We start from the raw sequence: 22,684 nt of genomic DNA, 5'->3' as shown, positions 1-22,684 counted from the left end.
CACGACTGTAACTGAGCAGACCCGCTGCCATTTTGCGAGGTTGCTGTACCTGGCCGGAAAGAAACTCCATTCCGATACTGCATTCCGGAATTATCATTAACGCGGGTAAAAAATCCTTGCACTGGCGGACCGTCCGGATTAAACGTATAGGGATTTTGTGCCCCCGGCTGGCTGTAGTTTCTTTCCTGAAGAAGACCGACAGCAGGTAAACTCATTCCGTTATTACCCTGCCTCGTATCTGCAACAGGCTGTGTGGCATTGGTATGTACGGATGTTTTTTGCACAGTAAGATAATGGCATTAAATATACCAACTTAGAATTATGATACATCCGGGAAAAACCACGGTGCTGGGTATGTTAAAAAGAGAATATCCCCTTGCCGCCATTCGCAGTAACTGTCCAACTGCCTTCTCCGATCTCTTCATCGAGCTGTTCTTTGTCCCAGCCGCAATAACCGATAAAAATACGGATGTCGCTTTCGGGAAGTGAGCCGTTATTGAGCAGGTTTACAGCCTGCTGAAAATCGCCACCGAAATACACATCATCGCCAATGGGTTCGCCGCCGGGTATCAGATCCGGTCTGCGGTGCAATACAAAAAGATGTTCGTGATCAACCGGGCCGCCATTGAACAAAGGCACAGGATTACTGTGAGAAAATTCAGCCAGTTCATTGAGGCTCCTGTTGAAAGGTTTGTTCAGTATAAAGCCAACCACATCTTTTTGATCCGAATGATGAATAAAAACACGGGCGTTTTCAAAATCGCTGCCGTCCAGCAGGCTGGTAGCGACAAGGATAGAAGTTTGGGATATTTGCTGCATATTCTCGGGGTAAATACAGAAACAATATAATCCAATTTTCCCGGAACCAGCTTTTGGAAAGTTCCGGAACTTTCCAAAAGCTCCCTATCAGGCCTGAGCTTCATTTTAAACACAACTATCAGCAGTTGAACTAAAAATCATCACCCGCCGGCCATTGTGTGTATCATAGAAGAAAATAAAGCAACTTTTATGAAATACGGATTCTTTGCAGTGATCATTGCGATGATCAGTTTCTCTGCCTGCACCAAACCAGCAGATGTTACCCTTACCGGCACCAGCAACAGGCTGAAAGAAAAGATTTACTACCTGGCACCCAACAATCTTTACCACAGCAGCCGGGATTTATTTATCTATGTGAACGACACTTTACGCAAGATCGAACGGACAGTAGTTTTAAATAACGGCACGGAAGAACAGGTTTCTTACGACAGTCTTATCTACCGCCAGGGTTTTCTTTCCGAAAAATACCGGTTCGATTATGATATTGCCGCACATCAATTCAAGCCGGCAGCACGTGAGGAATATTTCTACCAGGGCATCTTCCTCAAAAGTTATGTCATCTCAATTTACAACGCAGCAGCAGCCCGTTATGATAACACGGAAGCGACCGGAGTTGAATACACCAATAACCTTGAAACCAAACGCAGAACCTATGATGTAAATGCCGTGTTACTTAAAGTGAAGGAAACAAAATACCAGGGCACACAACCTGTTGAAGTGCAATTGCTGGATGGCCGGAACCAGCCTTCCTATAAATTTCTATACACATACAGCCACAATCAGCTGGCAACGGAAGAACAATACCATTATGCAATGGGAACATTTAATAAAAGAACATCCGTACAATACAGCTATAATAGCAGCAGGCTGGTAAAGGAAAGTTATGTTTCTTATGCACCTTACGGGAATGATGTGGATTCGGTGAGGTATAGGTATTACTGAACATGTAAACGTAACTTTTGGAAAGTTCCGGAACTTTCCAAAAGTTGTTTTTTATAAACCCAACGCTTCGGATTTAATCGAAACGATCTTATAATCCACGCTCGTTCCGCGATCACTATCCGGCGCACGCAAAGTCATTTTATTGTTAGGAGGAACCAGTGCGAAATCAAGCGTTTCTTCTTTCCATGTTTCTCCATTGGCTTTTATATACCTGATCAGCACCCGCACATTATCAAGCAGGTACTCTGTTTGATTAGAGACAGTAATACTCAAGCCATAAACGCCACCTAGAACACTTATCCTGTATTCGCTGTTTCCGGCCTGTACATATGCGCGGATATTATCCCTGACCTGCTTCTTCAGGCTTTCCTCGCGGACAATACGCTCCTGTTCCTGGTTTTCTTGTTGTTGTTTATCATATACAGCGTAACCTGCATAAGCCAAAACCAATACAACTACAATAATTGCAATGGCTTTCCATGCTGCAAATCCTGAAGATGCAGGTTGAAGCATTAAAGGCGCAGGTGAAGCTTTTGTGCCAGGAATTGTAATAGCCGGAGGCTTTACCAATGGCGGAGGAACAGATTTAAGCACAGCTTTTAACTCTTCGATGTGACTTGCTTTAAGCCACTCCGTCATTCCTTCACACCACACCAGTGTATCAGGTTTTAAAAGCGATTGACTACGTAATTCATCTAAGGTAAAAGGGCCATATTGATCCTGGCCATCATGTAAAAAATACTGCATAGCTGGTTTTGATATAATGTTAGTTAGCGGTTAGTATTGAACAGCTTAGCGTCGCCTCTCCTCCTCCATTTTCTTGTACATATCCAGCTGGCCCTGTTTATAACCTGACCGTTTGCCAAGCCAATAAAAAAATAATGGAAATCCTACAATGACGAATATGATCAGGAGCAGTTCCTGAAAACCTAAATTTCCCATGGGTTTAGTTTATGGTTATTAAATAAAAGCATGATCCCTATGCGATTGACGCATACGATAAAAGATGTCTCAGGATATCGGATTGGATTTCAGGGGGAGATCACCAAGTTGCAAATAAAAAAAGACATATGCAAGTTTTTTTGCTACCTGAAATACTTTTTCCTTAGTAAGTTGCACGCACACATGTATTCAGAATAAAATTATCTTGCAGTATTCAAAATAACCATGTTACCATCCCTGCCCATATATGTGCCCCTGTTTTTCGGGCTTACAGCATTAGTTACACTTTTGCTATTCTTTCTGACAATCAGAAATGCTGCGACACAAACAGTAAGACAGAATGCCGGCAGGATCACTGCCTGTTTGCTTCTATGGCTGGCGATCCAGGCGGTTCTTACATTTAAGAACGTGTATAATACCGGCACGGATGCGCTGCCTCCGAAAATTGTTTTGTTCGGGGTAATGCCGCCGATCGCTACAATCATCATCTTATTCGCAACAAAAAAAGGGCGGACATTTATCGACAGCCTTCCTTTAGTTAACCTTACCTGTCTGCATATTGTCAGGATTCCCGTGGAGATCGTATTGTTCTGGCTTTTCCTGAACAAAGCCATTCCCGGCCTGATGACTTTTGAAGGGCGGAATTTTGATATCATTGCGGGTATTACAGCGCCGCTCATTGCCTGGCTGGGTTTTAAAAAAGCAAAAATCACGCGGAAAGGAATTCTTGTATGGAACCTCCTCTGCCTGGCGCTGCTGCTTAATATCGTTGTGAATGCTTTTTTATCAACGCCTTCCCCGCTTCAAAAATTTGCGTTCGATCAACCCAACATCGGCATTTTATATTTCCCTTTCAGCTGGTTACCAACTTTTATTGTTCCTGTTGTTTTATTCGCACACCTTGTTTCTGTCAGGCGATTATTGTACAGAGATGATAAAAAAAGTAAGAATTGAGGTTACCGGCCAGGCCGTCATGCCTGTAGTTCTAAGCAGTTTGCTGTTAAGTTCCGCTCTGGTAACATAGGTAACCTACCAGCCTGGTATTGCGGTTTATCTTAAATTAATAATATCACTTATTTTTTCTTCCTGGTAAGTAGCCATGCGATTAATACACCGGCTGCTATAATACCCGCACCAATCGTTACTTTACTCGTTGTGCTCATTCCGCCACGCTTTTTCACGCCCAGACGTTCGTCATTCAATTCCTTGCAGCGTTGTATTTTTACCAGCATTACTGTTTGGTTTTCCTCCTTCGCCTTAGTTTCGATCTTGTGAAGTAATCCATATTTTAAAGACGAAGGATTGATCTCTTTAATAGCTTCCCAAACTGTATTTGCATCCTCGTCTCTGAAGAGCCCCCATACCCTTTCCATTTCAATTCTTTCGGCTTCTTCTTCCAATCTTTTCTTTTCTGCCGCCGCCTTGAACTTTTCGTCTATATCGGGATCTTTTCCTTCCATTTCGGCTATTGCCTCCAATTCCTTCTGCAGGTATTTATCGTCTTCTATTGTTCTCTCACCCGAACTTATGTATTCATTTACGGCCGTCAATAATTTTATGCCCGTCTCCTCATCCAGTATTTTTCTTGATACAGCCAGTTTTATATCAGCTATTACAGTTTTTATCCGGAAAGTCTGACCTCTGGCCTGTCCGTAAATACCAAACCATGCATGATCAACATGAACAGCAGTTTCGAAAGTGCCTCTGTCGCCCCCGTCTGCAAGGATCACAGGTGCATAGTGATTTCCCCAGTTGCTGCGTTGTGTTCTCTCATCCGGACTGATGCCCCAGGTAAGTTCTGTATAGAGACTGCGGCCCGGAGGCGCAGTTCCATTCTCTACGTTCTCCCCGATGCCTGTAGCCCTTCTTGCAAAGTCACCACAATGAATCCGCTGAATATCGTCTGTACTCATCAACAGGGTCTTTTCTACTTTTTTCATCCCGTAAGGATGATCCTCTGAAGCAGCGCCTGGAGTAAATGTGGCAACATCCAGATCTCTGGGCTGTATGCCATCCCTAACATACAGCTCACTGTCTGCCAGCCCTTCCTTTTTTACTGCAAATTCCCTGTTTTCAGAGACCTTGGCGCCGTCCTCTTCGGTATAACGTTGTACAACGGGCGGGCTGCCGGCTTTTACCGCATGAAAAGGCTTTACAGCAGGTTTGGAAATACCGGAAGAAAAAGCAATAGTTTCCTGCCTGGTATTTGGTTTACGGGTATGGTTTTTTGATGTGCGCATGGATGCGAAATCAATATACAAAAGAGAATTATTGTTACATAGTCTTTTTGCATAACAATTAGTTACGCCACTTCAGCTCCCGTGTTTGCATCTTGTAAACCGCAGATTCCCGATGTCTTTGGCGCATGTAAATTCATAGCCCGATGCTGCCAATACAATATACCGAACTTTTTATTTTTTGCTGAGCAGAAACAATCGCAGAACTGTCCCCATTACAAAACGTCAATCGTTATCATATGAACAACAAACTTTAAAAATGAAAGAATTTGCGTTGATCTTCAGATTAAAAGACATTGCCAACTTCAGGCCATCGCCCGAACAAATGCAGGCACGTATGAACTGGCTGGCCAAAATCACAGCACTGGGCAGGCTTGCAGACAAGGGCAACACGCTTTTGCCATTCCCCGCAACGGCTAAAACCATACAAACAGGCAGCGTAGTGACCGACGGGCCACATACGGAAAACAGTGCATTCATCAGTGGTTACGTTGTTGTAAAAGCGGAAACCATCGACGAAGCAGTAGAACTGGCAAAGCTTAATCCGATCTTTGAGCAGGCTGGCGGAAATATTGAAGTGCGGGAAGTGCTAAAGCGCGAATAGAAACAAACTTAATTAAACTGCGGTTGAAGATACTGTTTGTCTTTGCGATATTCAGATAAAACCTCGCTTCATGAATGCCCTCCGGAAGGCATTCATAGCAAAATCCTAATGCTCACTGATTTCGACTTTAGATTGCCGAGCCAATCAGGTTATAGAAATACAGATTAATGTCCAAGGCTGATCACGCGGGTTGCCTGCCATTTCCCGTTTTCGTAGCGCCAGGTTTGGATAAACTTCAAGAGCCCCACTTCTTCCTTCCCGTTTTCTGTATGAATGAATTTATGCTTTCCAACCTCGATTGCACCAAATCCGGGAACGGGATAAACCTCCAAAGTGCCGGGAAGCAATTCCCGGCGCAGGCCGCTGGTCTTGTTAGCTTCAAACATCTTCTTAAAGTTACTGATCGTTTCTTCATAACCGCTGAGACCTCCGCCATCATTATAAAATTCAAGATTGGAAGCGAAGACCAGTTTCAGCGTCTCCAAGTCCTGGCGGTTAAAAGCATCGAACATCACACTATCCATGTGGGCGATGGTTTTATATAATTCATTTTTGGTGGCATCTTGGGCTGATGAATGAGTGGTAGTGAGGGTGAATGAGATGCAGAGAGTGAGGAGGATTTTGTTCATAGGGATTTTATTGTGTATGATATGCGAAATTAAAGTTCCAGAGTGGAAGTCTTTATTTACAAATATGTATTTGTTTTGTTTAACGATGGTTTAGGTGTTCTACTTCCCAATACAAAACTTACTAAAAATAAAATCCAGCTGATCCTCATTCGTGATCTGGCCGGTGATGGTACCCAAATAATGCAAGGCCTGGCGAATATCAAGCGCTAAAAGATCGCCGGGGACTTTCTGATCTAAGCCCAGCTGTACATCGTCTAAAGCACCAGCGAGCTTTAAGAGGGCATCGTAGTGGCGGGCGTTGGTAACAATGGTGGATTCGGTATTCACCTGGCCGCCGATGGTGCGGGCAACCAGTTCCTGTTTAACCAGGTCTATGCCGCGGTTATCGCGGGCGGCGATGAAGATGATATTGCTGAAGAGAGCAGAAAACTGTTGCTGTAAGGCTTCAGACTGCAGGTCACATTTGTTGGCTACGAGTAAGTGGTTGATGTCTTCGCGGGTAAGGTCTCCGCTGATCTGCTGCAATTGCTCCGGTGTGATTTCGTTGATATCGAAAAGATAAAGTACGATATCAGCGGCGCGCATTTTCTCCAGGCTTTTTTCGATACCGATGCTTTCAACTAAATCCTGTGTATGCTCGCGGATGCCGGCCGTGTCTATGAGGCGGAAAAGAATACCATCTATGTTCAGTACTTCTTCAACCGTATCGCGGGTAGTGCCTGCTATATCGCTTACAATGGCTCGGTTCTCGTTCAGTAGTGCGTTGAGTAAAGTAGACTTACCTGCATTCGGCTTGCCGATAATCGCCACCTGTACGCCGTTCTTGATCACATTTCCCAGGCGGAAAGAATGCAGCAAACGGTGCGTAGCCATCGAGAGTGTATGGATCAGGTTATTGAGCGCGGTACGGTCTGCAAATTCAACATCTTCCTGCGAGAAATCGAGTTCCAGTTCTATCATGGCGGAGAAGCTGATCAGTTGTTCGCGCAGTGCCTGCAGATCGTTAGAGAAGCCACCGCGCATGGTATGCATGGCTGCTTTCTGGCTGGCGGCTGTATTACTGGCAATAAGGTCGGCTACCGCTTCTGCCTGTGCCAGATCGAGTTTGCCGTTGAGAAAAGCACGTTGTGTGAATTCGCCGGGCTTTGCAAGCCGCACCCCGCGGGAAGTAATGGCAGCCATTACCTGCTGCTGTATAAACGGTGAACCATGACAACTGATCTCGATCACATCTTCACCTGTATAAGATTTCGGATTGCGGAACAGGGAAAGTACCACTTCATCCAGCACCTGTTCGCCCTCTTTTAAAAAACCGACATGTATGGTATGTGTTGCCTGTTGATGAAGATCTTTGGAAGGGAAGAGTTCATTCATTACATCAAAGGTCTTTTTGCCGCTGACCCTTATCACGCCGATGGCGCCGATACCCGGAGGGGTAGCCAGCGCCACGATTGTATCGTCCCAACCCATCAACTGACCGCTCATAGTCTTTGCATTTAGCTGCAAAATTAAGTCAATCGGGTCAGGATACGGCACCAGGCTTTATTCCACCTGGAAAGTGATCCGTTGTCTGTGCCTGTAGATCACTTTATGGCCATTCTGTTGCGCAGGGATCCAGTTGGGGCCTTTCAGGATCACGCGCACGGCTTCCTCTTTTGTTCCGAAGCCAGGGTCATTCTCCGCCTTTACATCGCTGATCCTGCCCTCGCGGTCTACAATGAAGGAAACGGTTACTGTGTACTGTGCAGGCGGTGCTCCGTTCTCTGAAGGCAGGTCGCGGTTCAGGTTGCGTTCCAGGTATTTGCGCCAGGCGTCCATACCGCCGTTGAAAGAAGCCGCAATCTGCACGTTGTAGAAAATATCTTTTTCGTAATCGGGCTCTTTCACTTTCAGGCCTTCGCCAACGCCAATCGATTTTTCTACGGGTGGGGTTACAATGTCTACTCCTTTTTCGCCATCGAGATTCTCTTTTCCGATCTTCACATCCACCATTTCGTCAATCGATTTCACTTCATCTTCCGGCGTCACTTCTTTATCAGGAACGATCTGGGGTGTTAGATTTTTTACTGTTGCAATTGGCTTTTCTTCTACCGGTTTTTGCTCGGGCTTTGGCAACTCTTCTGGTGGCGGATCTTTCTTGACGGACTCCAGTTCTATCTGTTTATCTACATACAATTGCGGATCCTGTTTCTTGCCATCCCGCGCAAGAATAGAACCAGCAAACAGTAACAAACAAATAACAGCTGTGCCCGACAATGCATACGTGATGCGCTTTTCATAGGTCTTGCGCAATTCGTACGCACCGTACTCTTTGTTCTTTCCTTCGAATAAAATGTCGAGGATGTCTGCGGAGAGAATTTTTTGCTTTTCCATAATGTTAGGTTTATTAATAGGATGCGCGGGTGGGGAATTTCCATATCGGGTGAGTGATGTAAGTAGCGAAGTGAGGGGTACCTGCGGTACGGTGAGGGATGCTTGTGGCATGGTGAGGGAAAGGGAGGTTGTTTCGATGAAGTGATTTGTAAGTAGCAAAGTGAGGATTGAGCGGCCTGAGCGACACAAATGACAGCACCGCGTAAGTTTCAGAAATGGCAGATGCGTGCTGCGCTGAGCCCCCGAAAGACATCAGCAGCGACATCGTAAGATCGGTACGGTTAACCATTAACCAAAAGACTCTACCAGTCTTTGCAGAGGCGCCTCTTTGGCTTCGGTGCCCAGCGTAGCGAAGGCAACCAAGATGATGCGCAGCACAGTTTGGTAGAGGCCAAAGAAGCGCTGGCGCAAAGACGAGGCCCAGCGGCCTGAGCGACACAAATGACAGCACCGCCTGAAAGTTGAAATCTATAAACAGTTTCAAAAATGGCAGATGCGTGCTGCGCTGAGTCCCCTCCGGGAGACATCAGCGGAGAGCGTTTTTCTGTATGAGGTGCGACTTTCCTATCGATAGAACGTTGTTGTTGGTCAGCGACCAACAACGGCGGCAATGCAGACCGGCTTTGATCGGTATAATTAACCATTAACCAAAAGACCCTACCAGTCTTTGCAGAGGCGCCTCTTTGGCTTCGGTGCCCAGCGTAGCGGAGGCAACCAAAATGATGCGCAGCACAGTTTGGTAGAGGCCAAAGAAGCGCTGGCGCAAAGACGAGGCCCAGCGGCCTGAGCGACACAAATGATGGCACCCGCGTGAAGGTTGGAATTTATAAACAGCTTTAGAAATAGCAAATGCGTGTTACGCTGAGTCCCCTCCGCGAGACATCAGCGGGAGAGCGTTTTTCTGTATGAGGTGCGGCCTTCCTATCGACAGAACGTTGTTGTTGGTCAGCGACCAACAATGGCGACAGTGCAGACCGGCTTTGATCGGTATAATTAACCATTAACCAAAAGACTCAACAGTCTTTGCAGAAGCGCCTCTTTGGGTGCGGTACCCAACAAAGCGCAATGCACGCCCACTTTGGCCTTAAAAACAAGAAACCCTCCGTTTGGAGGGTTTCTTTATCGCATCAGAAATGCTGATTAATCTTCAGATACCTGGAAGGTAATACCTTGCTTGTGGCGGTAGATTACGTTACGGCCGTTCTGTACGGCTGCTTTCCAGGCTGGCCCTTTCTTGATTACACGAACCGCTTCTGCAGCAGTTCCGTAACCAGGATCGTTCTCAGCTTTTACTTCGCTGATAGCACCTGTTTTGTCTACCACAAATGACACATAAACAGTGTATTTGCCGGGAGGCGCACCGTTCTCAACCGGGAGGTCCCTGTTCAGGTTACGCTCCAGGTATTTGGTCCAGCCGGCGAGACCGCCAGGGAACTCGGCAGGGATTTGTACTACGGTAAATACTTTATCGTAGTCTTCTTCCACCTTGGGTGCTTCTACCACACCAGTACCTTTACTTTCTACCGGTGGTGCCACAATACCTTCATCTTTGGCACCTTCCTGGTTGATGGTACCGATCTTGGTATCTTCCAGTTTGGTTACTTCTTTGATCTCTTCGTCCGGCTTAACCTCTTCGTCTTTTACGATCTTCGGAGGTGTGAACTTGGTGATCTCTACTTTTGGTGGCTCCTGTTTTGGCGGAGGTGGCGGAGGTGGTGCCTCCGGTGGCTTCTTCTCTTCCACTTTCTCCAGTGTAACATCTTCTGCTACAAGGATCTCAGTTTTTTCCTTTTTGGAAGAATTAGCCATAATAGATCCCAAAAACAACAGGAGACATATCACCGCAGTAGATACAAGGGCTACAGTGATACGCTTGTTATACGACCTGCGCAGGTCGTACGCGCCGTACTCCTTGTTTTTACCCTCGAACAGTATGTCGAGGATGTCTGCTGATAAAATTTTATTTACGTCCATTGTAATGGCTTTTGTATAAAAGATTCATTCGGTGGAAATTTCCACACATTAATTGGATGCTGTTACGTTTCCGTCGGATGCTGCTACCAGTTTCTCCTCCACTTCGGAGATATCAACCAGCGCATACCGCTTCAGCACGTTGATGGTCATCTCGTCCAGGATATCAACCACATTACGGTACGTAGACTGTGAAGACGGCTTAAGTATCACTACCAGGTCTTTTTCAGGCGTACGTGCCTTTTTGTCGAGCAATACGGTACGGATATCCTTGAAACTGGACGACTTGAAATTAGACGCCGCATTATCAAGTTCACCCTCATAGTAGAAGACGTGATTGTCTTTTCCGAGGAGGATGGTAATTACACCGGACTGCTTAGCCTTGTTCTGATCCTCGGGCTTATCAGCATCTTTCGGCAGAAAGAGCTTCATAGCCGTTGGCTGGCTCATTGTTGTGGTGAATATAAAGAATGTGATGAGCAGGAAGCCCAGATCCACCATGGGCGTCAGGTCAACACGGGTAGAAAGTTTCTTCCCTTTTTTGACCCCGGGGCCTTTTTTATGGCCACCGCCACTCGAGGTATCCATTTCTGCCATAGTGGTAGATTTTGTTTTAGTTTAAAAATTGTTGTCTTGAAGAACAGTTTACTTATTCTTCCCTCTTAACGCCTCTCATGGCCTGTTTGTACAGCTCTGTACCTTCAGGAACTCCTTTCGGAGTAGTTACCATCTGGAATTTGAGGATGTCATTCTTTTTAAACGCATCTACCACCGCTTTGAAAGCCGGGAATTTGGCAGCATTGTCTCCTTTTAACAGAATGGCGGGCTCCTTTTGTCCCATATAGGCATCTTTAATCAGACGCATCCAGGTTACGAGTTCGTTATTGGCAGTATCTTTTACGCTGATACCAGGTAATTTATCGCCTTTACGCTGCTCTTCAGGGATGCTCAGGAAAGAAGCAAGGCTCGTGAACGGCGCTCCGAAGAAACCGGATTTTTTAAAGGCTGCAACATTCAGACCCAGGTTCTGGGTTGAATTGAGCGCATTCGCTACCACTTCTTTCTTTTGTTCATCATCCATCGTAAGGAACACTTTTCCGTCTTTGTCGATCGTGATCAGTACAAAATCCTTTTCCGGGGCTACCTGGGAAGATACCGAGTTCGGTTGCGTTACCGCGATAGCTTCTGCCGGTTTGAATTTTGTAGTAAGGATAAAGAACGACAACAGGAGGAAAGCCACGTCGCACATCGCCGTCATGTCTATGTTCGTGCTCTTACGAGGTAATTTGGCTCTACCCATTGTTATTAATTTATTTAGTTATCACAAATAAGATTCAAAACTTTTCTTTTTCCACACAAATAATCAAAGATTATTTGTAATTGGCTGCAAAGCTTTGAGTTAAAGTGAAACCAGACTCATCGATACCATAGGTGATCGCATCGATACGGGTAGTGAACACGTTGTACATGATGATCGCTACAGCTGAAGTACCGATACCCAGAGCGGTATTGTACAGGGCCTCAGAGATACCTTGAGACAGCTCACGTGCAGCTTCTCCACCACCTTCGTCACCCAGTTTAGAGAATGAACGGATCATACCCATTACCGTACCCAACAGACCCAACAGGGTTGCTACTGATGCGATAGTTGATAAGAATACCAGGTTTTTTTCCAGCATCGGCAGTTCCAGCGCAGTTGCTTCTTCAACTTCTTTCTGGATGTTCAGCACTTTCTGCTCGGTTGCCAGTTCTGTATTGGTAATCATTTCTTTGTATTTACGCAGACCTGCTTTCATTACGTTACCTACAGATCCTTTTTGCTTGTCGCAAGCTGCCAGAGCCTTGTCAACGTCTTTGTTAGCCAGGTGGAATTGTACTGTACGTACGAATTCTGCGATGTTTCCTGTACCTGAAGCTTTAGATACGGTCAGCAGCCTTTCTACCACGAATGTCAGTACGGTCAGCAGACAGCCGATCAGCACCGGTACAATGATACCACCCTCGTACATTTTAGTGAAAGTTCCTTTTGGACCGTGGTGGTTAGGCCAGAACCAATGGCTGGCATCCGGATCAGGAGTTGTAAAATTACTTGCACTGCCTAACACGACACGCCAGATAAAATACCCACCCAGGATACAAGCAATTGGTGCGATAGTTGCCACCAGATTACTACTCTTCTTTGGTTGAACAGAAGTTGTGCTCTTTACAGCTGCTGTTGCAGATGGTTTTGTTTCAGCCATGATTCAATTGGTTTTTGTTTTTTTGAAAATTACAGTTGATTTAAAAAAATTCCTCGCAATTCTAATGAAAATTGTTTTGAAAACTAAAAACAATCTTCAAAAGTTTCGAAAGGGGTTACAAATTAACTATTTTCCCGGAAGCAGCAAATTACGTTTCAGTTAATAGAAAATAGGCTATTTCCAGGACTGGCAAGGTAAGTGTTAAAAACGTTGCAACGCAAGAATTTTTACCGATTCGTTTTATAAATTTTTCCATTCATCCCACTCGTCATTCTCTGAAATATCAATTCCGAATATCCCCTATCTTTAGCGATTATTGAAATCATTTACATACGCTTATGAAAAAGTATTTTGTTACTGCTGCGTTACTGGCCACAACCCTGGCCATGGCCCAGCAGCGCGATACCACGGCTCCGGCCCCTGCCGGCAGACCCGGCGGTGGACTACCAGGAGGGGCTAATATGACCATGAGGCAAGGCCCCCGCCCTTACAGGGAAGTGATCACAGACAAGGCTGTTACCAAAAAAGGCCTGTTCACGGTTCACAAAGTGGACGACAGGTATTTCTTTGAGATCGCAGACTCTGTCCTCAACCGCGAAATCCTTGCGGTAACCCGTTTTACCAAAGTACCGGGCGGCGGGGGTAAATACGGTGGTGAAGAAATCAACGAACAAAGCCTGAAATTCGAAAAAGGGCCCAGCAACAACATCTTTATCCGCGTTGTTACCCTGATCAGTCGTGCCGATTCTACCACTGCCATCTCCAAAGCAGTGAACAATTCTTACCTCGATCCGATCGCGGCAGCTTTCGATATCAAAGCTTTCGGCAAGGATTCCGGCAGCGTGGTGATCGATGTTACCGACTTCTTTAAAGGCGATAATCAGATCGTTGGCCTCGATGCAAACGACAAACGTTCTTTCGGACTGACCATGCTGGCTGCCGACAGGTCGTACATCCAGAGCATCAACACTTACCCGCTCAATACCGAGATCAAGACCGTTAAAACATACAGCGCATCTGCCGGCGGCGGATTCGGCGCACCTACACCGGGCGCACCGTCTACTCCTTCCCTGCCAGCAGCACGTAACGCAGGCGCTATTACCCTCGAACTGAATACCTCTATGATCATCCTGCCGAAAGTGCCTATGCACCGCAGGCTGTTCGATTCACGCGTAGGTTATTTCGCTGACCGTTTTGTTGTGTTCAGCGACGACCAGCAGAAAGTGGACAGGCAGACTTTTGCCGTTCGCTGGAGACTCGAGCCTAAACCGGAAGACATGGACAAATACAAACGCGGCGAACTGGTAGAACCTGCCAAACAAATCGTGTATTATATCGATCCTGCTACTCCTAAACAATGGCGTCCTTACCTGATCGCAGGTGTGAACGACTGGCAGAAAGCATTCGAGAAAGCCGGTTTCAAAAACGCGATCGTTGCCAAAGAATGGCCTGAGAACGATCCTACCATGAGCCTCGAAGATGCACGTTTCTCTGTGATCCGTTACTTCGCTTCTGATATCGAGAACGCTTATGGCCCGCAGGTGCACGATCCACGCAGCGGCGAGATCCTGGAAAGCCATATCGGCTGGTACCATAACGTAATGAAGCTGGTGCACGACTGGTACATGATCCAGACTGCAGCAGTAGATCCCAAAGCCCGCAAAATGAAGTTCGATGACGAACTGATGGGCCAGCTGATCCGTTTCGTATCTTCCCACGAAGTGGGTCATACCCTCGGTCTGCGTCACAACATGGGAAGCAGCAGCAAAACCCCGGTAGAGAACCTGCGTAACAAAGCATGGGTTGAAGCCAACGGTCATACCGCTTCTATCATGGACTATGCACGTTTCAACTATGTAGCACAACCTGAAGATAATATCAGCGAAGCAGGGCTTTTCCCACGTATCGGTGATTACGATAAATGGGCTATCGAGTGGGGTTACAAATACACCGGCGAATCTGATGAAGAAAAAGACCAGCTGATCAACAACAAATGGATCATCGAGCGCCTGGCAGCCAATCCACGCCTCTGGTTCGGTGGCGAAGGCGGAAACCCTGATCCACGTGCACAAAGCGAAGACCTGTCAGACAACAGCGTAAAAGCAAGCGAATATGGTATCAAGAACCTGAAACGCGTACTGGCAGGCTTACCTGAGTGGACAAAAGAAGAAGGTGATCATTATGATAACCTGAGCGAAATGTACACACAGCTCACTGGTCAGTTTAACCGTTACATGGGCCATGTGACCAAAAACGTAGGTGGTGTTTACGAAACTTTCAAAAGCGTAGAACAACCTGGCGATGTGTATGAAGCTACACCTAAAGCAATCCAGAAAGAAGCGGTGAACTTCCTGAACAAACAACTGTTCGAAACACCAACCTGGTTGCTGGATAAAAACATACTCAACAAGATCTCAACACCGGCTACCAGCGAAAGGCTGCAGACTATCCAGACGAATGTACTGAACAGCCTGCTCGATGGCGGTCGTCTCTTCAGGCTGGTTGCAAGCACCGATCGTTTCGGCGCAGGCACTTACACTGTTGATGAAATGATGGAGGATGTGAAGAAAGGCGTTTGGAGCGAACTCACTACCAAAAAGCCGATCGATACTTACAGGAGAAACCTGCAGAAAGCTTATGTTGAGAAACTGGCTTCCCTGCTGAACCCTGTAACACCACAGGTTTCCGGTTTGCCTGCCGGTTTTGCAGCAGCTTTCACCAACACCAAAAATACAGATGTTACTTCTGTAGCAAGAGGTGTACTGAGGTCTCTGCAGACTGAAGTAACCGCAGCTGCACAAACAGCTCCGGACAAAATGAGCCGTTACCACCTGCAGGATGTTGCAGACAGGATCAAAAAAGCACTGGATCCTAAATAAATCATCCGTTTATTACGATAAAAGCGCCGGTAACCCCGGCGCTTTTTTTATGCACCAACGGCCTCGTTACTACAGGCATTTGATTATCTTGTGTAAAACTGCAACAATGCTTGAACCATGGCGCACCGGCAGGATCATCAGGATAGACCGGGCAACACCTGCTACCTGGCATTTCTGGATCGAGATTCCGGAGCTGGATGTTTTTGATTTCAAGCCCGGCCAGTTTGTTACGCTCGACCTGCCGATCCATGAAAAAAAGAACAAACGGTGGCGCAGTTATTCGATCGCTTCCGCACCTGACGGCACCAATGTGATTGAACTGGTGATCGTATTACTCGAAGACGGCGCCGGTACCAATTATCTTTTCCGCGAAGTGAAGGAGGGCTCAGAACTATTACTGCGTGGACCGCAGGGTGTTTTTACATTGCCGGATTCGCTGGAAAAAGACCTGTTCCTGGTTTGTACCGGCACGGGCATTGCACCTTTCCGCTCCATGGTCAACTTCATCCATCATAACAACATCCCGCACCGCGATATCCACCTGATCTTTGGCTGCCGTACATTCGGAGACGCACTTTACAGGAACGAAATGGAAGCACTGCAGCAGCAGGAACCCGGCTTTTTCTACCACCCGGTTTTTTCGAGGGAAGAACAGGTAAGTTCCGGCGAATACAAAGGTTATGTGCATGGTGTGTATGAAACACTTCTGAAGGCCGAAAAGAACCCGGCCAGTTTTTTCCTTTGCGGCTGGAAGAACATGATCGATGAAGCACGCCAGCGTTTACAGGATCTCGGCTACGACAAAAAAGATATTCATTTCGAACTCTACGGGTAAAAAACCGACAAGAAAAAGCCGGTCAGCCGTCGGTTTATCCCGACCGGCCAACCGGCTTTTTTATACATGAACCTGAATGGATCAGGCAATAGCTCCGAGCACTATTTCTTTCACTTTGCTGATGTGGACACGCTCCTGTTTCATGGAATCCCTGTAACGGATGGTTACGGTCTGGTCTTCCTTGGTCTGGTGATCGATGGTTACGCAGAAAGGCGTTCCGATCGCATCCTGGCGGCGGTAACGTCTTCCGATCGCATCTTTTTCCTCGTAGAAGCATTTGAAGAAAGGCTTGCATTCGTCCATCAGCTCACGCGCGATCTCCGGCAGGCCATCTTTTTTCAGCAGTGGCAGAATAGCAAGTTTATTCGGTGCTATCTGCGGCGGGATATGCATGACCACCCTTGTTTCCTGAGTACCATCTTCTTTTGTGAGCACTTCCTCTTCGTAAGCATGGCTCATTACCAGCAGGAACATACGATCGAGACCAATAGAGGTTTCAATCACATAAGGAATGTAGTTGCCATAAGGCTTGCCGGTTGCCGGATCCACATCATTATCGAAATACTGCTGTTTTTTCTTACTGTATTCCTGGTGGCTTTTCAGATCGAAATCGGTGCGGCTGTGAATCCCTTCCACTTCCTTGAAGCCAAACGGGAATTCATATTCGATATCCAGTGCGGCATCGGCATAGTGCGCCAGCTTTACATGGTCGTGGTAACGGTATTTTTCTGCCGGTATCCCCAGGCTGGTATGCCATTTCAGGCGGGCTTCCTTCCAGTAGTTATACCATTCCATCTGTGTGCCGGGGCGTACAAAGAACTGCATTTCCATCTGCTCGAATTCCCGCATGCGGAAAATGAACTGGCGGGCCACGATCTCGTTACGGAAAGCTTTACCGGTCTGGGCAATACCAAAAGGCACTTTCATCCGGGCTGTTTTCTGCACGTTCAGGAAGTTCACAAAAATACCCTGTGCCGTTTCCGGGCGCAGGTAAATGGTATCTGCATCCTCTGCAACTGAACCCAGCTGCGTGGAGAACATGAGGTTGAATTGACGGATATCGGTCCAGTTTCCGGTACCGCTGATGCCACATACGATCTTCTCTGCTGCGATCAGATCTTTCAGGCCTGCATAATCCTCAGCTGCAAGCAACTGATCCATTTTCTTCAGCACCGCATCTGCTTCTTCCTTTTTTCCGGCCGCTTCCAGCTTTTCTGCATGGGCTTCCAGGAGATGGTCTACGCGGTAGCGCTTCTGACTGTCGCGGTTATCGATCATCGGGTCACTGAAATTATCAACGTGACCGCTGGCTTTCCAGGTTGTCGGATGCATAAAGATGGCGGCATCGATGCCAACGATATTGTCGTGCATCTGGGTCATGCTTTTCCACCAGTAATCACGGATATTCTTTTTCAGCTCACTGCCGTAAGGACCGTAATCGTACACAGCGCTGAGGCCGTCGTAGATCTCACTACTGGGGAATACAAAGCCATATTCTTTGGCGTGCGAAATGATCGCCTGGAATTTATTTTCTTGTTGCATGCTCATAAGAGCGCAAAAATATGGGATAAGCAGCAATCATTACGCCGATAGCCTTGCCGGATTATGTCGTTCATCACTAAAATACATACCGATCCGATAAAAAAATTAGCTTTAGCGATCCAAAACTCAATTAAACATGCTTAGAAAACTACTGCCGGCACTCTGCCTGACGCTCTTGCTGGCCCCTGTTGGTCTGCTGGCGCAGCAGAAAAGCGACTACCCTGACGATTATCTCTCTCCTGAATTTCATGCCGGCCGCCGGGCTGCCGTTAAGGAAAAAATGCCTGCCAATTCTGTGGGTGTATTCTTCGCCGCACAGGTTCGTAACCGGAATAACGATGTAAGCTATCTCTATTCCCAGAATAAGAATTTTTATTACCTGACCGGCCTCAACGAACCCAACTCCCTGTTGCTGCTGTTCAAGACACCGGTAACCATACTTGGCAAAACAGGCACTGAATTCCTGTTTGTGCAGCCGCGCAATCCGCAGCAGGAAATGTGGACCGGCAAGATCCTGGGCGTGGAAGGCGTGACCGCCCGTTATAAATTCGAGAACGTATTCGTTCACAACCAGTTCAATTTTTCAACGGTTGATTTCAGCAAATACGATTCAGTACTGACTACGCTCTATTCAGAAAATATCCTGTCCAGATATTACGGCCGCGGCGGTATGGACCCGCTTTCCAGGATGGCGCAGGCAGTAGACAGTGCACTCACCACTTACAAAAAACCGATCGCAGCAAGAACCACACAAACCATTTTCAGCACACTGCGTGGCATCAAGCAGCCGGAAGAGATCGCACTGATCGAAAAAGCTACGCTGATGAGCGTTGAAGGTCATAATGAAGTGATCAGAGCTGTAAAACCCGGCATGACCGAATACCAGGCCCAGGCTATCATGGAATACTTTTTCAAAAAGAACGGTTCTGAATATCCCGGCTATCCGAGCATTAACGGTTCAGGCGAAAACAGCTGCGTATTGCACTATGAAACGAACCTGAAACTGATGAAAGACGGCGATCTGCTGCTGAGCGATTGTGCTGCTGAATACCACGGTTACACGGCAGACGTAACCCGTACTGTTCCGGTAAACGGCAAATTCACCAATGAACAAAGGGTCATATATGAACTGGTACTCGAAGCCCAGGACTCAGGTTTTGCGGCCTGCAAACCAGGCAATTCTTTCCGCGCACCTCATATGGCAGCTGCAAGCGTCATTGCACGCGGGCTGATGAAGCTGGGTATCATTTCCACAGAATCAGAGGCACGCGCTTATTTCCCGCACGGCACTTCGCATCACCTGGGGCTGGATGTGCACGATGTGGGACCGAATGTTCTGTCTGAAGGTGTTGTTCTTACCGTAGAACCCGGCATTTATATCCCGCCAAACAGTAAATGCGACAAAAAATGGTGGAGCATCGGGGTAAGGATCGAAGATGATATCCTGATCACCAAAGACGGCTACAGAAACCTGTCTGCCGGCGCGCCGAGAACTGTGAAAGAGGTGGAGAAAATGGCGAAAGAGAAGAGCCTGTTCCCGTAAGATCAATTCAAAATAACAATTAAAAACGGGATGCAGTTTTGCATCCCGTTTTTAATTGTTGTCAACCGAGCTTTTCATTGTTCTTATGCCTTTCAGCATCGCGGATATTCTTTTTCCGGAAGTTTTGTTCCAGCGCCTCGGTGAGATTTACGCCCGTCTGGTTGGCGAGGCAAAGCAGCACCCATAAAACGTCGGCCATTTCATCTGCCAGTTCTTTTCCTGTATCTGACGGCTTAAAGGATTGTTCCCCGTATTTGCGAACCATCAGGCGGCTCAGTTCACCTACTTCTTCCATTAAAATACCAAGATTGGTCAGCTCGCCGAAATAGCGGACACCAACGGTTTTGATCCACTGATCAACATCCAGCTGTGCTTGTTCTATTGTCATGTATTTTCAGTTATTCTTTGTTTTTCGAATCGATGCAGATGGTCACAGGGCCATCATTCAGCAATCTCACTTTCATATCGGCGCCGAAGATACCGGTAGCGATCTTTTTGCCGAGATCCATTTCCAGCTGCGCGATCATTTTTTCATACATAGGAATGGAAATATCAGGTTTGGCCGCTTTAATATAAGAAGGCCTGTTCCCTTTTTTTGTACTGGCATGTAAGGTGAACTGGCTCACAAGCAGAATGTCGCCGCCTGCTTCTTTTATGCCGAGGTTCATCACACCATTTTCATCATCGAAGATCCGAAGACCTGTGATCTTGCCGCTCAGCCAGCGGATATCTTCATCCGTATCTGCATCTTCAATACCAAGCAGTACCATTAACCCTTTGCCGATCTCGCCTGTTATTTTTCCCGCTACCGTTACCGAAGCTTCGCTTACACGCTGTACTACAATTCTCATATCACCTTAACATTTTTTGTACGAACTTTATTAAAATGAAGATAGACATTACACCGGAAATCCTCTTCCAGACAGCAAGAAGCGGCGGTAAAGGCGGTCAGAATGTGAACAAGGTAGAGTCCATGGTGGAAGGCCGCTGGCATGTACAGTCCTCTCAATTGCTCAACGAACAGCAGAAAGAGCGGGTTGCCGGCAAACTGGCAACACGTATTACAGACGAGGGTTACCTGCTGGTAAAATCACAGTCGGAAAGAACACAGCTCGGCAATAAACAGGAAGTGATCCGGAAAATGAACCAACTGCTTGCAGCGGCACTGGTACAAAAGAAAGTGAGGCGGGCCACAAAACCCACGAAAGCAGCTGTTGAGAAAAGGATTGAAAGCAAAAAACGAAATACTTTTACCAAAGCGCTTCGCCGTAAAATCAATAAAAACGACCTTTCATGAAACTGATCGCCTCCATGTTCTGCCTCCTGCTGCTGGCTGGCTGGCGATCGCCTGAACCTGGCGGCATCGTCCTGCGTTTCGAGAATCGTGCAGGGAATGAAGTATTGATACCCGGCAATACCTACGTGCTTCGTAACGGAGATACCGTTACTCCTTATCGTTTTAAATATTATATCTCCCGCATCAAAGCTGTTTCCGGCGATGGCAGAAGTGTTAGCCTTTCCGACGAACATTATCTCATTGATGCTGCCGACAGTGCTTCGCAGGTGATCGCACTGAAAGATCCGGGCTTTCCGGTGGCCATGATCTCATTTGTGATCGGCGTAGACAGTATCAGGAATGTATCCGGCGTTCAGACCGGCGCGCTGGATCCGTTACATGGCATGTTCTGGACCTGGAACAGCGGTTATGTAATGGCAAAACTGGAAGGCAGCTCCCCCGCTTCACATATTGCCGGACGACAGTTCACTTATCATGTGGGCGGCTACCGCGATGAAAATAATACTACGCGTACCGTTCAATTGCATTTACCGGATGGCATGAACCAGCAAAACATAACAGTCATTGCCGACATCAATGCCTGGTTCTCCGGCAAAAACAAGATCAGGATCAGCAGTACGCCTGTATGCCATAGTCCCGGCGAACTGGCCATGCAACTGGCAGATAATTACAGCACCATGTTCAGCATTGCCAGACCATGAAAATGCGCGCTACTATATGGATCATGATACTGCTGGTACTCGCCTGTGCCGGCTGGGTGAACGTAGACAATTATTTCAGGCCCACGCCTGTAGCATTCAACATTCCCAAAGGCTGGCCGCAGCCTGTGTATGATTTTAAAAGCAACCCGCTCACCCGCGAAGGAATTGCTTTGGGCAGGGAACTGTTCTACGACGGTCGCTTGAGCAAAGACGGCAATTTTTCCTGCGGCAGCTGTCACCAGCAGTTCGGGGCGTTCAACAGCTACGATCACAATCTCAGTCACGGATTTAATAATAGTCTCACCACAAGAAATGCGCCCGGACTTTTCAACCTGGCCTGGCAGAAAGAGTTCATGTGGGACGGCGGGATCAACCACCTGGACCTGCAGCCGCTTGCGCCGATGACCGCAGCGAATGAAATGGCCGAAACGATCGAGAACATTATCAGAAAGCTTAAAGCCGATAAAAATTACCGGCAGAAATTCCGTTCGGCCTTTGGTGATGAAACGATCAACACACAGCGTATTACCAGGGCATTGAGCCAGTTTGTACTTACACTCGTCAGCAGCAACAGCAAATATGATCGCGTCATGCGGGGCGAAGACACATTCATCCTGCCGGAAAAACTGGGTTACGAGATCTTTAAAAAGAAATGCACCAGTTGTCATACAGAACCATTCTTTACAGACTTCTCTTACCGCAATACCGGCCTCACCTCAGATCCATACCTGAAAGATGACGGCCGTATGAAGATCACAGGCAAAAGCGCAGATTCACTGAAATTCAGGGTTCCGAGCCTCAGAAATGTCGGGCGCACATTCCCTTATGGTCATGATGGCCGCTTCTTTTCTCTGCTGCAGGTTTTTGAGCATTACCGGAAAACCATGACGGTGATGCCCAATACAGACAGCCTGCTGCGTAACAGACTGCCCTTATCCAACTTCGAAATCGGCCAGCTCACGGCATTTCTCTATACGCTGACCGATTCGGTCTTCCTGAAAGACCCGCGTTTCGGGCCGCCGGGAAGTGAAAACAATGATAAACCTCCGGTAGATTTCCATCCCTGACGGGAACATTTGTTACTTTAGCAGGCCGGTACGTATATTCTTTCATTTTTATAAACAGGGTAA

Annotated in this window: 22 protein-coding genes; 9 read left to right on the top strand and 13 right to left on the bottom strand. The window is 47.1% G+C overall.

Annotated elements, in window-relative coordinates; genetic code table 11:
* Positions 1–357: 357 nt before the first annotated feature.
* Positions 358–819, bottom strand: a complete 462-nt coding sequence (locus B5D42_RS01955) for a YqgE/AlgH family protein (protein ID WP_078829740.1) — start codon at positions 817–819, stop codon at positions 358–360.
* Between the two features lie 189 nt (positions 820–1,008).
* Between B5D42_RS01955 and B5D42_RS01950 the strand changes: the two genes are divergently transcribed.
* Positions 1,009–1,761 carry a hypothetical protein gene (locus B5D42_RS01950; RefSeq protein ID WP_139366943.1) on the top strand — a complete coding sequence of 251 codons (753 nt, stop codon included), beginning with the start codon at positions 1,009–1,011 and terminating at the stop codon, positions 1,759–1,761.
* 51 nt (positions 1,762–1,812) lie between these two features.
* Here B5D42_RS01950 and B5D42_RS01945 read toward each other — a convergent pair whose 3' ends face one another.
* A complete protein-coding gene (locus B5D42_RS01945; RefSeq protein ID WP_078829738.1) occupies positions 1,813–2,508 on the bottom strand; it encodes a DUF4339 domain-containing protein in 696 nt (231 codons plus the stop codon).
* Between the two features lie 420 nt (positions 2,509–2,928).
* Here B5D42_RS01945 and B5D42_RS01940 point away from each other — a divergent pair, with 420 nt between their 5' ends.
* Complete coding sequence (locus tag B5D42_RS01940) at positions 2,929–3,657, top strand: DUF8737 domain-containing protein (RefSeq protein WP_078829737.1); 729 nt, start codon at positions 2,929–2,931, stop codon at positions 3,655–3,657.
* Between the two features lie 119 nt (positions 3,658–3,776).
* Here the strand turns inward: B5D42_RS01940 and B5D42_RS01935 are convergent, their stop codons facing one another.
* Complete coding sequence (locus B5D42_RS01935; protein ID WP_078829736.1) at positions 3,777–4,943, bottom strand: hypothetical protein; 1,167 nt, start codon at positions 4,941–4,943, stop codon at positions 3,777–3,779.
* A 256-nt stretch (positions 4,944–5,199) separates the two neighbouring features.
* Between B5D42_RS01935 and B5D42_RS01930 the strand changes: the two genes are divergently transcribed.
* Positions 5,200–5,544 carry a YciI family protein gene (locus tag B5D42_RS01930; protein ID WP_078829735.1) on the top strand — a complete coding sequence of 115 codons (345 nt, stop codon included), beginning with the start codon at positions 5,200–5,202 and terminating at the stop codon, positions 5,542–5,544.
* A 164-nt stretch (positions 5,545–5,708) separates the two neighbouring features.
* Here B5D42_RS01930 and B5D42_RS01925 read toward each other — a convergent pair whose 3' ends face one another.
* The 7 genes from B5D42_RS01925 to B5D42_RS01895 all read right to left on the bottom strand — a co-directional run bounded on the left by B5D42_RS01925 (position 5,709) and on the right by B5D42_RS01895 (position 12,757).
* On the bottom strand, positions 5,709–6,173 hold the full coding sequence (locus tag B5D42_RS01925) for a nuclear transport factor 2 family protein (RefSeq protein WP_078829734.1): 465 nt from the start codon (positions 6,171–6,173) through the stop codon (positions 5,709–5,711).
* A 99-nt stretch (positions 6,174–6,272) separates the two neighbouring features.
* Positions 6,273–7,658, bottom strand: a complete 1,386-nt coding sequence (mnmE, locus tag B5D42_RS01920) for a tRNA uridine-5-carboxymethylaminomethyl(34) synthesis GTPase MnmE (protein ID WP_217698760.1) — start codon at positions 7,656–7,658, stop codon at positions 6,273–6,275.
* Positions 7,659–7,715: 57 nt separating this feature from the next.
* Positions 7,716–8,546, bottom strand: coding sequence for an energy transducer TonB (locus tag B5D42_RS01915; protein ID WP_078829733.1), 831 nt, complete (start codon positions 8,544–8,546; stop codon positions 7,716–7,718).
* 1,140 nt (positions 8,547–9,686) lie between these two features.
* Positions 9,687–10,520 (bottom strand): energy transducer TonB, encoded by an 834-nt coding sequence (locus B5D42_RS01910; protein WP_078829732.1) that lies wholly within the window; start codon positions 10,518–10,520, stop codon positions 9,687–9,689.
* Positions 10,521–10,568: 48 nt separating this feature from the next.
* Positions 10,569–11,114 (bottom strand): ExbD/TolR family protein, encoded by a 546-nt coding sequence (locus B5D42_RS01905; protein WP_078829731.1) that lies wholly within the window; start codon positions 11,112–11,114, stop codon positions 10,569–10,571.
* Positions 11,115–11,166: 52 nt separating this feature from the next.
* Complete coding sequence (locus tag B5D42_RS01900; RefSeq protein ID WP_078829730.1) at positions 11,167–11,817, bottom strand: ExbD/TolR family protein; 651 nt, start codon at positions 11,815–11,817, stop codon at positions 11,167–11,169.
* A gap of 70 nt (positions 11,818–11,887) precedes the next feature.
* A complete protein-coding gene (locus B5D42_RS01895) occupies positions 11,888–12,757 on the bottom strand; it encodes a MotA/TolQ/ExbB proton channel family protein (protein ID WP_078829729.1) in 870 nt (289 codons plus the stop codon).
* Positions 12,758–13,095: 338 nt separating this feature from the next.
* Between B5D42_RS01895 and B5D42_RS01890 the strand changes: the two genes are divergently transcribed.
* Positions 13,096–15,636 (top strand): zinc-dependent metalloprotease, encoded by a 2,541-nt coding sequence (locus B5D42_RS01890; protein WP_078829728.1) that lies wholly within the window; start codon positions 13,096–13,098, stop codon positions 15,634–15,636.
* 106 nt (positions 15,637–15,742) lie between these two features.
* Positions 15,743–16,471 carry a ferredoxin--NADP reductase gene (locus B5D42_RS01885; RefSeq protein WP_078829972.1) on the top strand — a complete coding sequence of 243 codons (729 nt, stop codon included), beginning with the start codon at positions 15,743–15,745 and terminating at the stop codon, positions 16,469–16,471.
* Between the two features lie 81 nt (positions 16,472–16,552).
* On the opposite strand, the gene B5D42_RS01880 is transcribed toward B5D42_RS01885, so the two are convergent.
* Positions 16,553–18,019: a glycine--tRNA ligase gene (locus B5D42_RS01880; RefSeq protein ID WP_078829727.1), complete on the bottom strand. Its 1,467-nt coding sequence runs from the start codon at positions 18,017–18,019 to the stop codon at positions 16,553–16,555.
* Positions 18,020–18,149: 130 nt separating this feature from the next.
* Here B5D42_RS01880 and B5D42_RS01875 point away from each other — a divergent pair, with 130 nt between their 5' ends.
* Positions 18,150–19,556: an aminopeptidase P family protein gene (locus B5D42_RS01875; RefSeq protein WP_078829726.1), complete on the top strand. Its 1,407-nt coding sequence runs from the start codon at positions 18,150–18,152 to the stop codon at positions 19,554–19,556.
* A gap of 61 nt (positions 19,557–19,617) precedes the next feature.
* Here B5D42_RS01875 and B5D42_RS01870 read toward each other — a convergent pair whose 3' ends face one another.
* Both B5D42_RS01870 and dtd read right to left on the bottom strand, forming a co-directional pair.
* Positions 19,618–19,944, bottom strand: coding sequence for a nucleotide pyrophosphohydrolase (locus B5D42_RS01870; protein ID WP_078829725.1), 327 nt, complete (start codon positions 19,942–19,944; stop codon positions 19,618–19,620).
* A 10-nt stretch (positions 19,945–19,954) separates the two neighbouring features.
* Positions 19,955–20,407: a D-aminoacyl-tRNA deacylase gene (gene dtd / locus B5D42_RS01865; RefSeq protein WP_078829724.1), complete on the bottom strand. Its 453-nt coding sequence runs from the start codon at positions 20,405–20,407 to the stop codon at positions 19,955–19,957.
* 35 nt (positions 20,408–20,442) lie between these two features.
* Between dtd and arfB the strand changes: the two genes are divergently transcribed.
* The 3 genes from arfB to B5D42_RS01850 are packed head-to-tail and all read left to right on the top strand — an operon-like array spanning position 20,443 to position 22,621.
* On the top strand, positions 20,443–20,853 hold the full coding sequence (gene arfB, locus B5D42_RS01860; protein ID WP_078829723.1) for an alternative ribosome rescue aminoacyl-tRNA hydrolase ArfB: 411 nt from the start codon (positions 20,443–20,445) through the stop codon (positions 20,851–20,853).
* Positions 20,850–21,554 (top strand): MbnP family protein, encoded by a 705-nt coding sequence (locus B5D42_RS01855; RefSeq protein ID WP_078829722.1) that lies wholly within the window; start codon positions 20,850–20,852, stop codon positions 21,552–21,554. The genes arfB and B5D42_RS01855 overlap by 4 nt, the downstream gene beginning before the upstream one ends.
* Positions 21,555–21,556: 2 nt before the next feature.
* A complete protein-coding gene (locus B5D42_RS01850; protein ID WP_245825524.1) occupies positions 21,557–22,621 on the top strand; it encodes a cytochrome-c peroxidase in 1,065 nt (354 codons plus the stop codon).
* Positions 22,622–22,684: the final 63 nt, after the last annotated feature.

The organism is Sediminibacterium ginsengisoli, from assembly GCF_900167075.1.
Taxonomy (GTDB): Bacteria; Bacteroidota; Bacteroidia; order Chitinophagales; family Chitinophagaceae; genus Sediminibacterium; species Sediminibacterium ginsengisoli.
This window is presented reverse-complemented; position numbering and strand designations above follow the sequence as displayed.